The sequence below is a fragment of the Blautia sp. Marseille-P2398 genome (genome assembly GCF_964240315.1).
In the GTDB taxonomy this organism is placed as follows: domain Bacteria; phylum Bacillota; class Clostridia; order Lachnospirales; family Lachnospiraceae; genus Blautia_A; species Blautia_A wexlerae.
Genome location: NZ_CAXSTD010000005.1, coordinates 169575 through 182374, shown reverse-complemented (window position 1 = coordinate 182374; position 12800 = coordinate 169575). Strand labels below are relative to the sequence as shown.

14 protein-coding genes are annotated in these 12800 nt (G+C 42.1%); 1 reads left to right on the top strand and 13 read right to left on the bottom strand.

Going from position 1 to position 12800, the window contains the following annotated elements; translation table 11 throughout:
- Nucleotides 1-55: 55 nt before the first annotated feature.
- The 4 genes from ACESZG_RS07920 to ACESZG_RS07905 all read right to left on the bottom strand — a co-directional run bounded on the left by ACESZG_RS07920 (nucleotide 56) and on the right by ACESZG_RS07905 (nucleotide 3304).
- A complete protein-coding gene (locus ACESZG_RS07920; RefSeq protein WP_022380490.1) occupies nucleotides 56-1006 on the bottom strand; it encodes a bile acid:sodium symporter family protein in 951 nt (316 codons plus the stop codon).
- A gap of 1 nt (nucleotide 1007) precedes the next feature.
- Nucleotides 1008-1748: an amino acid ABC transporter ATP-binding protein gene (locus ACESZG_RS07915; RefSeq protein ID WP_008706482.1), complete on the bottom strand. Its 741-nt coding sequence runs from the start codon at nucleotides 1746-1748 to the stop codon at nucleotides 1008-1010.
- Complete coding sequence (locus ACESZG_RS07910; protein ID WP_022380491.1) at nucleotides 1738-2445, bottom strand: amino acid ABC transporter permease; 708 nt, start codon at nucleotides 2443-2445, stop codon at nucleotides 1738-1740. Before ACESZG_RS07910 ends, ACESZG_RS07915 begins: the two co-directional genes overlap by 11 nt.
- Before the next feature lie 70 nt (nucleotides 2446-2515).
- Nucleotides 2516-3304, bottom strand: a complete 789-nt coding sequence (locus ACESZG_RS07905; protein WP_055149499.1) for a transporter substrate-binding domain-containing protein — start codon at nucleotides 3302-3304, stop codon at nucleotides 2516-2518.
- Between the two features lie 334 nt (nucleotides 3305-3638).
- Between ACESZG_RS07905 and dapF the strand changes: the two genes are divergently transcribed.
- Nucleotides 3639-4490, top strand: coding sequence for a diaminopimelate epimerase (dapF, locus tag ACESZG_RS07900; protein ID WP_022380493.1), 852 nt, complete (start codon nucleotides 3639-3641; stop codon nucleotides 4488-4490).
- A 128-nt stretch (nucleotides 4491-4618) separates the two neighbouring features.
- Here the strand turns inward: dapF and ACESZG_RS07895 are convergent, their stop codons facing one another.
- The 9 genes from ACESZG_RS07895 to ACESZG_RS07855 form a co-directional block, all read right to left on the bottom strand.
- Nucleotides 4619-4936 (bottom strand): AzlD domain-containing protein, encoded by a 318-nt coding sequence (locus tag ACESZG_RS07895; RefSeq protein WP_008706474.1) that lies wholly within the window; start codon nucleotides 4934-4936, stop codon nucleotides 4619-4621.
- Entirely contained in the window at nucleotides 4926-5651 is a 726-nt protein-coding gene (locus tag ACESZG_RS07890) for an AzlC family ABC transporter permease (RefSeq protein ID WP_025578184.1), read from the bottom strand. The genes ACESZG_RS07895 and ACESZG_RS07890 overlap by 11 nt, the downstream gene beginning before the upstream one ends.
- 132 nt (nucleotides 5652-5783) lie before the next feature.
- Complete coding sequence (locus ACESZG_RS07885; protein ID WP_373217921.1) at nucleotides 5784-6788, bottom strand: InlB B-repeat-containing protein; 1005 nt, start codon at nucleotides 6786-6788, stop codon at nucleotides 5784-5786.
- Nucleotides 6789-6935: 147 nt separating this feature from the next.
- Nucleotides 6936-7358 (bottom strand): Fur family transcriptional regulator, encoded by a 423-nt coding sequence (locus tag ACESZG_RS07880; RefSeq protein ID WP_008706467.1) that lies wholly within the window; start codon nucleotides 7356-7358, stop codon nucleotides 6936-6938.
- 54 nt (nucleotides 7359-7412) lie between these two features.
- On the bottom strand, nucleotides 7413-8267 hold the full coding sequence (locus ACESZG_RS07875; RefSeq protein WP_008706466.1) for a putative manganese transporter: 855 nt from the start codon (nucleotides 8265-8267) through the stop codon (nucleotides 7413-7415).
- A gap of 227 nt (nucleotides 8268-8494) precedes the next feature.
- Entirely contained in the window at nucleotides 8495-9808 is a 1314-nt protein-coding gene (locus tag ACESZG_RS07870) for an O-acetylhomoserine aminocarboxypropyltransferase/cysteine synthase family protein (protein ID WP_022380497.1), read from the bottom strand.
- Nucleotides 9809-10077: 269 nt separating this feature from the next.
- Nucleotides 10078-11160, bottom strand: coding sequence for a tRNA 2-thiouridine(34) synthase MnmA (gene mnmA, locus ACESZG_RS07865; protein WP_022380498.1), 1083 nt, complete (start codon nucleotides 11158-11160; stop codon nucleotides 10078-10080).
- 182 nt (nucleotides 11161-11342) lie between these two features.
- Nucleotides 11343-12272 carry a cysteine synthase A gene (gene cysK, locus ACESZG_RS07860; RefSeq protein WP_373217918.1) on the bottom strand — a complete coding sequence of 310 codons (930 nt, stop codon included), beginning with the start codon at nucleotides 12270-12272 and terminating at the stop codon, nucleotides 11343-11345.
- A 91-nt stretch (nucleotides 12273-12363) separates the two neighbouring features.
- Nucleotides 12364-12798, bottom strand: a complete 435-nt coding sequence (locus tag ACESZG_RS07855; RefSeq protein WP_008706458.1) for an Rrf2 family transcriptional regulator — start codon at nucleotides 12796-12798, stop codon at nucleotides 12364-12366.
- Nucleotides 12799-12800: the final 2 nt, after the last annotated feature.

Below are 12800 nucleotides of genomic sequence, written 5' to 3'. Positions count from 1 at the left end.
TTCAATTGCTAATGCGGCAGTTCTTTTTATATTCTTTATAACGCCTCAACAGACTTCAACAAAATTCCTGTTTTTCCTTTTTCTGTGCCAGAAGCTTTCCGAACAATGCTGCCAACACCTGCTGAAACAGAGTTCCGATCATTACCGGAAACATAACTTCACCCGGAAAATATGCAGCTGCGATCACCGCTCCTGCGCTGATATTGCGCATCCCGGTTCCATACATCATGGAAACCGCCGTACTGCGATCCTTTCGGAAGATATACGCCACAAACCAGCCGAGTGCATATCCGGAAGCAGCCAGGACAAGGATTGCCAGTGCAACCTTCACCCTCTGCATATTCATATCCCGGATATATGGTGCTACTTTGGAAGAATTGGACGTTACCACAAATATCAGTGCCAGCTTTGAAAAAGGCGCCAGCTTTCCCGGCCATGTTTCCATTACTTTTCCATCTGTGATCTGATTTAATACCATCGCAACAACAGCAGGAAGCGCAACCATAAATATCAGCTCCCGCATCATCCTGGCAGGATCTATGGTCACCGCAGAACCCAGCAGGATCTTCAGCGTAGCCGGGATCAGAAAAGGTGCCAGTACCGTATCCAGCACTACCAGAGACAACGACAGAGGACTGTTTCCATCATAAATCGTCACCCACATCAGACTTACCACTGCAGTGGGAACTGCAAACTCCAGTACCATTCCGGTGATCAGCTCCATGTTATTTCCAAAGAAAAGATGACCTGCCCCGCAGGCTGCTGTCGGAATTACCACATGGACCAGAAGCATGATAATAAGCAGTGAGCCCGGATGTCGGAATACATTTGCCACATCTTTAAATCTTGACTTCAACGCCCCGGCAAATGTCATAAATGCAAATACGGCCGGCACATAAGGCAGACCGCATTTGGCAATATCAGGAAAGCACACCCCCAGCAACAGACAGGTCGGTGTCACCAGGGCCATCCATTTTTCTATGAAACTGTTAAATTTTCTCAGCATCTTATAAAACCTTTGAAAGGAAGTCTTTCAGTCTAGGATTCTTCGGATTCGCGAAAAATTCTTTCGGAGTATTCTCTTCCTGTATCTTACCGTCATCAATAAAAAGAACTCTTGTTGCCACTTCTCTTGCAAATCCCATCTCATGAGTAACTACAACCATGGTCATACCTGACTGCGCAAGTTCTTTCATCAATTCCAGAACCTCACCTACCATCTCAGGGTCAAGTGCGGAAGTTGGCTCATCAAAAAGCATCACATCCGGATTCATGGCAAGAGAACGTGCAATGGCAATACGCTGTTTCTGCCCGCCCGAAAGCATATCCGGATATGCATTGGCTTTGTCCGGAAGACCTACACGTGCCAGAAGCTCATCCGCTTTCTTTGAAGCTTCATCCTTTGTCATCAGCTTCAGTTCTACAGGTGCCAGCATAATATTCTGTTTTACCGTTTTATGCGGAAAAAGATTAAACTGCTGGAATACCATTCCAATCTTCTGACGGTGTCTGTTAATGTCAACCTTCGGATCTGTAATATCAGTTCCTTCAAAGAGGATCTGTCCGCCTGTCGGAACCTCCAGAAGATTCAGTGATCTCAGGAAAGTAGATTTACCGGAACCGGAAGGACCAATGACGGCTACTACTTCTCCCTGACAGATATCTGTTGTTATTCCATCGAGAACCTGATTTGTACCAAAAGCTTTCTTCAGATCCTTTACCTGGATCAGTACATTCTTATCGCTCACTGGTTCTTAATCTCCTTTCCAGTTTATTCATCCCCCATGTAAGGATTCCAACGATCACAAGGTAAATCGCTGCTGCTGCCATCAGAGGCCAGAACGCATTGTATGTACGGCTCTGGATCAGCATAGCTCCTTTTGTCAGGTCCATCATACCGATATAACCGATGATGGATGTCTCTTTGATCAGCACGATAAATTCATTTACCAGCGCAGGAAGTACATTCTTAAATGCCTGCGGGATAATAATCAGTCGCATGGTCTGGCTGAAATTCAGACCAAGGCTTCGTCCTGCCTCTGTCTGTCCCTGGTCAATGGACATGATACCGGAACGGACAATCTCAGCTACATAGGCACCTGAGTTGATACCAAAGGCAAGTCCGCCTACAATGATCTTGTTAATGCTTACAGCACCAAAAATTACAAAATTCATGATCAACAGCTGGATCATGGTTGGTGTTCCACGAATTACAGTCAGATAAACTCTGCAGATCGCATTGAGGATCTTAAAGGAGCCTGACTTATCGTGCGCAGAACGGATGATTGCTACAAGGAAACCGATGATCAGACCTACAATTACCGCAAATACTGTGATAATAAGAGTTGTTTTCAGACCATCCAGAAGCCAGAGATAGCGGTCATCTTTAATAAAGTTCAGATAAAAATCTTCTTTTACATTCGCTAATATCATAGGATTATTCATAAAAACCTCTGTTCCGAAAAGAGAGCTGTTGGCAAATCGTCAACAGCTCTGTTATTTGTTATTTTAATACTTATTTCTTTACAATAATTACCTGGCTTGCATCTGCATAGGTATCTGTAAAGTCAACGCTTGATTTACGGTCTTCTGTTACAGTCATACCAGCTGCACCGAAGTCTGCTTTGCCAGACTGTACTGCCGGAAGGATGGAATCGAATTCCATATCTTCAATTTTCAGTTCATATCCAAGCTTATCACAGATTGCCTGAGCGATATCAGCATCGATGCCAACGATATCATCACCTTCATGATATTCATATGGTTCGAACTCAGCGTTAGTAGCCATTACCAGAGTTCCATTGGAACGGTCAACATCTTCCGGTGATTCATATGGAGTCTTACCGGCATCCTCACCAATGTAATTGTCCATGATGCTGTCGATAGTTCCATCCTCTTTCAGTTCCTTGAGAGCTCCGTTAATCTTGTCAAGAAGTTCATCATTGCCTTTCTTTAAGCAGATTGCATATTCTTCTTCCTCGAATGGCTCATCCAGAATCTTGAGATCATCATTATTCTCAGCAAATTTCTGAGCCGGCTGTGAATCGATGATTACACAGTCGATCTGTCCTGCCTTTAATGCCTGAACAGCTTCACTTCCCTTGCTGTAACGTTCTACTGTAGAACCATCTTTCTCATAATCAGATGCATCAAGGTCACCTGTTGTACCAAGCTGAACACCGATTGTTGCTCCTGCAAGATCATCTTTGGATTCAACTTTCTGAGCTGCGGATACGCTTCCTGCCATGGAAAATACCATTACTGCACTGAGTGCAAGAGCTGCAAATCTCTTTTGATCTTTCATCTTTTTTCCTCCTCGCATCCGAAAGTATATCTACGGCTGCCATCTTTTTACCTTCTTCAGACAACAGCGTATAATTATGCGTTTCGGTTGTATATTTTTGTTTTTAATTTTAACATACTTTCTATAAAATGCAAGGTAAAACTTGAATAACAGATATATTTTCCATATAATGTATAATACATAACTGTTCCGGGAAGGGCAAAATGTTTTTTTACATGAAGATCACAGAAAAACTTTCCCGGTAAAAGATTCGTAATTTTCACTTTTTCATAACATTTTTTCTATATGATACAAGAGGTGTATAAATATTTAACCAAATAAGGAGGCTTTTCTGATGAAATTTACAAAAATGCATGGTATTGGAAATGATTACGTATATGTAAACTGTTTTGAGGAAACTGTGGAAAATCCTTCCGCAGTAGCCAGATATGTCAGTGACCGTCACTTTGGTATCGGTTCCGACGGACTGATCCTGATCAAGCCATCCAAAATCGCAGACTGCGAGATGGATATGTATAATCTTGACGGTTCCCAGGGTGCCATGTGCGGAAACGGTATCCGCTGTGTTGCCAAATATGCCTATGACTACGGCATCGTAGACAAAGAACATATTTCTGTTGCTACAAAAAGCGGCATCAAATATCTGGATCTTACTGTAGAAAACGGAAAGGTATCCCAGGTTAAGGTAAATATGGGTTCTCCGATTCTGACCGCCAGACAGATTCCGGTAGTGTCAGAGAAGGAGGAAGTTATCAATGAACCTCTGGATGTAAACGGAAAAATCTATTACATAACCGCTGTTTCCATGGGAAATCCCCACGCTATTGTTTATATGGATGATATTGACCATCTGGATATTGAAAAGATCGGCCCTGCTTTCGAAAATCATGTTGCATTTCCGGATCGTGTAAACACTGAATTTGTAGAAGTGATCGATGAACATACTGTAAAAATGCGCGTATGGGAACGCGGTTCAGGCGAAACTCTTGCCTGCGGCACAGGTGCATGTGCGGTAGCAGTCGCTTCTGTTCTGAACGGACATGTAGACGGTGACAGTCCTGTCACTGTAAAACTTCTCGGCGGTGACCTGCAGATTTTCTGGAACAGACAGGAGAATCTTGTTTACATGACAGGCCCGGCTGCCACAGTATTTGACGGTGAAATTGATGTAAGCTTTCTGAAATAAAAAACTGTCTGAAACTGCAGCAAATAACAGACAGCTTATCTGCTTCAGCTGCCGGTCACAATATTACGCAACAAAAAAACGGATACACACCATTCAGCTATGGTTATGTATCCGTTTTTTATCAACTTTTACACTGCAAATTCCAGTATTCTTTCCACAATAAATACCGCAGCACATGCGAATAACGCAACTGTAAGAAGACTTTTCTCCTTATATGCCGCAATCAGTGCCACAATAAATCCCACAGCAGCCGAGATCACACTGTCTGTGGCAAAAAGGATCGCCGGAAATGTCATGGCTGCCAGACATGCGTAGGGAACATAGTACAGAAATGATCTGATAAACGGACTTGTGATCTCTTTTCTGGAAAGAGCAAGCGGGAGCATACGGATCAGATATGTAACTGCTGCCATTACCAGAATGTAAATATAAATATTATGACTCATGAACACCCTCCTCCTCTTTCTCATCCTCTATCGGACAGAAGTATGCGGCAGCCCCTGCCACGATCAGTGTAGTAATAATGATCACAAAACCTGACGAAACCTCCGACAGAAACGGAATCACTTTAAACAAAGTGCTGATCAGCATTGCTGCCACGACAACTGCCAGTACTGCCTTATTCTGCTTTGCCGGAGGAATAATAATTGCAAGGAACATACCGTAAATAGCCACGCTGAGTGCACTCATCATAAAATCCGGAAGAAGATTTCCGGAAATTGCTCCTGCCAGGGTTCCAAGTACCCATCCCGGGATTGCCACACACATGGCACCATAATTATAAAATGCGCTTACCTTTCCGGGCTGACTGGCACTGATCCCGAAAATCTCATCCGTCACACCAAATGCTGCAATATAGCGGTGAACCAAAGATTCATCTCTTCTGAATTTCTGAGCAAGGGAAAATGACATCAGACAATATCTCAGATTAATGATCAGCTGTGTCAGTGCCATCTCCCAGTAAGAGCCGCTCATTACCATGATCTCAAGTCCTGCAAACTGCCCTGCTGAAGTCACGTTTGTCAATGAGATCAGCACAGCCTGCCAGATACTCAGTCCATCAGCAACTGCCATCATGCCAAATGTAAACGATACAGCAAAATATCCCAGTCCTATGGGAATACCATCCTTAACTCCTTTTCTGAAGCTTTCACTTCTCATGTTTCTATCCTCCTGTCACCTTTTGTGATCCTTTGATAACTGTTTAACTCTTTCACAGCTACAACTTTCGTATTTACTGATACACACAGATAACCCGGAGAACAGTATTCTGTCTCCGGGTTTCAGTCAGGATTATCTGATCTGTTTTATTGCATATGCATAAATTCTCTTATAAGTCCTCATAGAATAATGAACACCATCATCTGTATAACCGCGAAATTCACAGCGAGTCGTATAACCACATCTCATCAGATAAGAATAACTGTTGATCCATGTAAAATTCCCGTTCAGTCTCTGTCTGAGTCTGTTATTAAATCCGCGGATCTCAGACTCCTTCCGCGTGGATTTCATTGCCGTATTACATGGATTCACAGACATATAAAATAATTCACAGTTCCTGGCAGTCAGCTTTCTGGATAATCCATTCATATAAGAAGCATAGTCTGACGCAACAGAATCATAACTGATGGACTTCCTGTTTTTGTGGATCAGGTCATTTACTCCCAGATTGAAAATAACTGCCACCGGCTTCGCATTGTCATCCATCCCGCTTATTTCATTCAGCAGTTCCTTTTCTCCGTATTTTTTCATCCAGTCAAGCCCTTCTCCTGTCTTGCATACAAATCCAACTTTCTTTAAACTGTCAGAACTGCATTGCTGCTTCAGAGTACTGCGAAGCATTGCTGTGCGGGAATCTCCCACAAAAATAATCTTATCATATTTCTCCACACTGTCCGCAAGACCGCCTGCATAAATATCCGGTTCCTGATTCCATTTATACTTCACCGGATAAAGATGAATATTTTTCGTAACCTGAATTTTCTGATATGCCTGATACATTGGATTACAGGTCTGTCCGGGAACTGTTGACCATCCCAGAAATGTATATCCCCTCTTATTCACTTCCACAGGAAGAATCACAGAACCACCGCTTTTCACTTTCTTTTTTGTGATTTCTCCTGAAGTCTCTATTGTAACTGTTTTCGTGGATGTTTTTTTCTTTTGCACTGTTGAATTCTTAGCAGTCTGCATTATTGCCGCCTGTGCTGCAGACGGGGGTGCTGCACATATTAATACACACGCCAGAAAAAATAATAACATTCTTTTTACACACATCTGTCTCTTCTGTTTTCTCATTATTGCCTTCTTTTATGATTTCATATATTATCTGTTATTTTTACCGGTACTTACAGCAATTTCGCTGTCTTTTCTCTTCACCATACTGCTTCCCAGTCAATTTGACCAAACAGTTGTATTTCAGTTTACATCATCTGATAGAAACAGTCAACAGTCTTCGCCACTGCCTTTACATTCTTTACAGACTCCATACAAAATAGAATTCTTACACTGCAGGGTAAATCCATGACTTTCTTCAATATGATGAGAAATTTCTTCCATAAAATGACATTCCAGATGAATGATCTTTCCACATTTTACACACTTCAGGTGCAGATGCTGTTCACATCCCCGTCCCGGTTCTACATACTGATAAGCAGCCTGGCAGCCTTTCTCTGCAACATATTTGATCACAGTTCCATCCTTTGCAAGCTTGTCCAGATAGCGGTAAATGGTTGTGATATTTACCTCACTGTCATGTTTCTTCAGATACTCATCCACATCAGCAGCTGTAACCGTATGGTCATTACTGTTTTTCAAATATTCAAGTATTTTTCTGCGGCTTGCTGTCGCATAACTGCTTCCTGCCATAATTTTATCATTCCTCCTAAAATCAGCTTCTTCTGACAGAGCAGACTCGGTTGATCAGAAAACAATTCCTGCAAATTCAATAATAATTCCCCAGAATACACCAAGTCCATAAAGTACTCCCACAATTTTCAGGTTCTGAACCCTGTCTCTGTTCAAACGAAACAGAATCAGAAGCCCAACTCCTGCATTTACAAGAAGTCCCGCCATCATCGCCCCGGCTCCGATAATATGATCCAGATATAACTGGGTGATTACTACAGAAGAAGCGCAGTTGGGAATCAGTCCCACTAAAGCTGCGATCAGTTCACCTGCAATCGGTGTTCCTGTAAAAAGTCCTGCCAGTGTCTCTTCTCCGACTAATCCAATGATAATATTTAAAACAAGAGAAATCAAGAAAATGTACACAAAAACTTTTAATGTGTGAAATGCTGCTGAAGAAATAACTCCATGTTCACAATGGCAGCGTTCTTCTTCACAGATTTCATGAATATCCACATCAGGTTCCTGTTTCTTCAGAATATGTGTGTAAACATACTCCAGCACCAGGCCGGAAAGTATTCCGATCACCGCTTTGCAGGTCAGGATTTTCACAATTGTAACTACAGGAACTGCATTGGAGATCATGATCGGAAACATTTCATCTGAAGTAGACAGATACACCGCGATCAAAGTTCCCACTGTGATCACACGTCCGGCAAAAAGGCTGGATGCCGCTGCCGAAAATCCACACTGTGGGATCACTCCCAGAAGTCCACCCCATACCGGTCCGAATTTTCCGGCTGTACGAATTCTCTTTCGTGCTGCCGCACCTGTCTTATGCTCCAGCCATTCCATAAACAGATAAGTAAGAAAAAGAAAGGGTAGCAGCTTGATGCTGTCTATTACTGAATCTAATATAATCTCTGACATATAGTTCTCCTTATATTTGCACTTTATTTGTATTTGCAACTTATTTACATTTGCAACTTATTTGCATTTCTGTATTATATAGTATTTTTATAATTTGTCAAGTCTGTAAACCATACAATTGAAATATTCCAAAAAAAAGACCATCTTTCAGATATGGGGGAAAATCCGGAAGATGGTCTTTTTATTCATGTTTTATTTATACAATATATAAGGATGTTATATCTGTATTATTCAGCAACTGCCTTAAATGCTTCATCAAGATCCTGAATGATATCGTCAATATTCTCTGTACCAATGGAAAGACGAATTGTATTTGGTTTGATACCCTGATCGAGAAGTTCTTCTTCTGTGCACTGGCTGTGTGTTGTTGTAGCCGGATGGATAACAAGAGATTTAACATCAGCTACATTGGCAAGCAATGAGAACAGTTCCAGATTATCAATGAAGTCCTTTGCCTTCTGCGCATCACCTTTAATCTCAAATGTAAAGATGGAACCGCCGCCATTCGGGAAGTATTTCTTATAAAGCTCCTGCTGAACCGGATCTGTGGATACAGACGGATGATGAACTTTCTCTACCTGCGGATGGTTATTTAAGTACTGAACAACTTTCAGTGCATTCTCTACATGGCGTTCAACACGAAGTGACAGTGTTTCAAGTCCCTGAAGGAAAATGAATGAGCTTACCGGAGAGATGGTTGCACCTGTATCACGAAGAAGAATTGCACGAATCTTTGTAACAAATGCTGCCGGTCCGCATGCCTTTGTAAAGCTTACGCCATGATAGCTTGGGTTCGGCTCTGTCAGAGATGCGAATTTACCTGATGCTTCCCAGTCAAATTTACCACTCTCAACGATCACACCTCCGATTGTTGTACCATGTCCACCGATGAATTTAGTTGCAGAATGAACAACGATATCTGCACCATATTCGATTGGTCTTACAAGGTAAGGTGTTGCAAATGTGTTATCCACTACAAGCGGAATCTTATGTGCATGAGCAATCTTTGCGATAGCTTCAATATCAACTACATCAGAGTTCGGGTTTCCAAGAGTCTCGATGTAAACGGCTTTTGTGTTATCCTGAATTGCGTTCTCTACTTCTTCAAGATCAAATACATCAACGAATGTTGTTGTGATTCCATAAGCCGGAAGTGTATGCTCCAGAAGGTTTGTTGTTCCACCGTAAATATTCTTGGCTGCTACAATGTGGTCACCCTGCTGTGCAAGATTCTCAATTGTATATGTGATTGCTGCTGCACCGGATGCTACTGCAAGTGCCGCAGAACCGCCTTCAAGCGCTGCGATTCTTTTCTCGAATACATCTTCAGTCGGGTTTGTAAGACGTCCGTAAATGTTACCTGCATCTGCAAGTCCGAAACGTGCAGCTGCATGATCGCAGTTTCTGAATACATAAGAAGATGTCTGATAGATTGGTACTGCTCTTGCATCTGTAACCGGATCCGGACTCTCCTGTCCTACGTGAAGCTGTAATGTTTCAAATTTGAAATGTCTGTCTTTTCTTTCGATTTTTTTGCTCATGTGTATATCCTCATCTTTCTTTGATTTATAATAATCTTTTTCTCTGCAAAACTGATTCCGGCTCTTAAGCCCCTTATCTGCAAGTCATTTTTGTTTCCACGCTTTTCATATCTGTTTGATATGATTTAGCATGGTTGTATATTACCATTTAATTCCTAGTACGTCAATAGGAAATTTTCTATAGCGTTTAATAGCTAATAACTATAACGTTTCCAAAAAACAGTGCAGATAAGACAGTCCGACAAAATGCGAAAGACAAGGATGATCTGTCATTTAATACAATTTTCAATCACGCCGCCGCCTACAACGATATCTCCATCATATAACACAACTGCCTGCCCTCTGGTGATAGCTCTCTGTGGTTTATCAAAACGCACGTGCAGCACTCCATCTTCCGTCTGCCATGCTACGGCCTCCTGCTCCGGATGACGGTAACGAATCTTTGCTTTCAGTCTCATTGGCTCCTTCAGAGATTCACAGGAAATCAGATTGACCTTTGTTGCAGTCAGTTCCGAATGGAAAAGATCCTCATTATTTCCCAGAACCACCTGATTGGTCTTTGGAGAAATATCACACACATACAGTCTGGATGCTGCCGGAATACCAAGTCCTCTTCTCTGGCCAAGTGTATAGTGGATGATTCCTTTATGTTTACCAAGAATGTTTCCTTCTGTATCTACAAAATCGCCCGGGATTGATTTACGTCCTGTGTACTGTTCAATAAACTTTGCATAATCACCGTCCGGTACAAAACAGATATCCTGGCTATCATGCTTTCTGGCATTAACAAAGCCATGCTTCTCTGCAATCTCACGCACTTCCGTTTTGCGAAGCCCGCCAAGAGGCAGGGAAATATGCGCAAGCTGCTCCTGTGTCAGCATATAAAGCACATAACTCTGATCCTTCGTATCATCCACAGCTTTCTTTAATAAGTAACGGTTCTTCTCCTCATCATATTCCACACGTGCATAATGTCCGGTTACAATATAATCATACTCCAGTTCACGCATTCTCTGAAACATCTTGTCAAATTTCAGATAACGATTGCAGTCAATGCAGGGATTTGGCGTGGCTCCATGCTCATAGGCATCCACAAAGCGGTCCATAACATCCTCTTTAAACCTCTCGGAAAAGTTAAAAACATAGTACCTGATTCCCATTCTGTAGCAGACATTTCTGGCATCCTCCACATCATCCAGAGAACAGCAGGTTTTCTCTCTCTTTACTCCTATGTCCTCATTGTGAAATAATTTCATGGTAGCACCGATACATTCATCACCGGTTTCCTTTGTAAGCAGAGCTGCCACAGAGCTGTCCACTCCGCCGCTCATTGCGATAATTGCTTTTCTCATTTTTATTCCATCCTGTTCTGTGATCCGATTACACGGAATATTATTGTTTATGATAATTTTATTTATGTTATGATAGCTGTTCTGCAAAATACTGAACAGTTACATAAAAATCATTTGTACAGCATATCTATTCTAACACATTTATGTAAAATAAAAAAAGCCCTAAAAAGGGCTTTTTTATTTTACACAAATAATGGAGTAGAATAGTAACGGTCACCGGAATCCGGAAGAAGAGCTACGATTGTTTTTCCTTTATTCTCCGGTCTCTTAGCCAGCTGGATTGCCGCATAGAGAGCCGCACCGGAAGAAATACCAACAAGAATTCCCTCATGTTTGGCGATCAGCTTGCCAACTGTAAAAGCATCCTCATTCTCAACCGGAAAAACCTCATCATAAACCTCTGTATTTAATGCCTTCGGAACAAATCCCGCACCGATTCCCTGAATCTTATGCGGACCGCTCTTTCCCTGAGAAAGTACAGGGGAAGTTGCAGGCTCTACCGCCACTACTTTCACGTCAGGATTCTGGAATTTCAGATATTCACCAACACCGGTGATCGTTCCGCCTGTACCAACACCTGCCACAAAAACATCTACCTGTCCGTCTGTGTCTCTCCAGATTTCCGGACCTGTGGTCTTTTTGTGGATCGCAGGATTTGCAGGGTTATCAAACTGTCCCGGAATAAAACTGTTCTCATATTCCTTCGCAAGTTCGTTTGCTTTGGCGATTGCGCCATTCATACCTTTTGTTCCATCTGTCAATACGATTTCTGCACCGTATGCTTTCAGAATATTCCTTCTCTCAACACTCATTGTCTCAGGCATCGTAAGTATCACTCTGTATCCTTTGATTGCAGCAAGAGAAGCAAGACCGATTCCGGTGTTACCTGATGTAGGCTCGATGATCACTGCGCCAGGCTTCAGAACGCCTCTCTCTTCAGCGTCTTCGATCATACTCAGGGCGATACGGTCTTTGGCACTTCCTGCCGGGTTAAAATACTCAAGCTTCACAAGTATTCTCGCTTTCAGCCCAAGCTCTTTTTCAAGATTTCCAACCTCAAGGAGAGGAGTATTTCCAACCAGTTCCGCTGCATTTTTATAGATTTTTGCCATGAGTTCGTCCTCCTTATTTCATACTAAGTATATATGAATTATATGTTATATACATAATATTCTATAAATCCACTGTTGTCAAGAGGGAAAATCAAATTACATAATCATTTCCCATCTCTTCATACCAGTCTTTAAGATCCTGCAATGTAACCTTATCCAGTACTCCCTCAATAGCTTCATCAAGCATCTTCCAGAGACGGAGTGTGACGCATTCCCCGGCTCTGCTGCACTGATTCGGTTCGTCCTCCAGACAGGCTACCGGCTTCATGCTGCCTTCTGTCAGTCTCAGAATAGTTCCCACCGTATATGTTTCCGGCTCTCTGGCAAGCATATAACCGCCCTGTGCCCCTCTCAGGCTCTTTACATATCCCGCCTTCTTTAATGATGAAATAATCTGTTCCAGATATTTTTCTGAAATATTTTCCCTTGCAGAAATATCTTTGATCTTGACCAGTTCTCCTGTATTATGAACTGCAAGATCAAGCATAAGTCTCAGAGCATATCTTCCTTTTGTAGAAATCTGCATTT

Coding starts and splice junctions, on each gene's coding strand:
- ACESZG_RS07920 (WP_022380490.1), bottom strand. CDS start 1,006: ATGCTGAGAAAATTTAACAGTTTCATAGAAAAATGGATGGCCCTGGTG.
- ACESZG_RS07910 (WP_022380491.1), bottom strand. CDS start 2,445: ATGAATAATCCTATGATATTAGCGAATGTAAAAGAAGATTTTTATCTG.
- ACESZG_RS07905 (WP_055149499.1), bottom strand. CDS start 3,304: ATGAAAGATCAAAAGAGATTTGCAGCTCTTGCACTCAGTGCAGTAATG.
- dapF (WP_022380493.1), top strand. CDS start 3,639: ATGAAATTTACAAAAATGCATGGTATTGGAAATGATTACGTATATGTA.
- ACESZG_RS07895 (WP_008706474.1), bottom strand. CDS start 4,936: ATGAGTCATAATATTTATATTTACATTCTGGTAATGGCAGCAGTTACA.
- ACESZG_RS07890 (WP_025578184.1), bottom strand. CDS start 5,651: ATGAGAAGTGAAAGCTTCAGAAAAGGAGTTAAGGATGGTATTCCCATA.
- ACESZG_RS07885 (WP_373217921.1), bottom strand. CDS start 6,788: ATGAGAAAACAGAAGAGACAGATGTGTGTAAAAAGAATGTTATTATTT.
- ACESZG_RS07880 (WP_008706467.1), bottom strand. CDS start 7,358: ATGGCAGGAAGCAGTTATGCGACAGCAAGCCGCAGAAAAATACTTGAA.
- ACESZG_RS07875 (WP_008706466.1), bottom strand. CDS start 8,267: ATGTCAGAGATTATATTAGATTCAGTAATAGACAGCATCAAGCTGCTA.
- ACESZG_RS07870 (WP_022380497.1), bottom strand. CDS start 9,808: ATGAGCAAAAAAATCGAAAGAAAAGACAGACATTTCAAATTTGAAACA.
- mnmA (WP_022380498.1), bottom strand. CDS start 11,160: ATGAGAAAAGCAATTATCGCAATGAGCGGCGGAGTGGACAGCTCTGTG.
- cysK (WP_373217918.1), bottom strand. CDS start 12,272: ATGGCAAAAATCTATAAAAATGCAGCGGAACTGGTTGGAAATACTCCT.
- ACESZG_RS07855 (WP_008706458.1), bottom strand. CDS start 12,798: ATGCAGATTTCTACAAAAGGAAGATATGCTCTGAGACTTATGCTTGAT.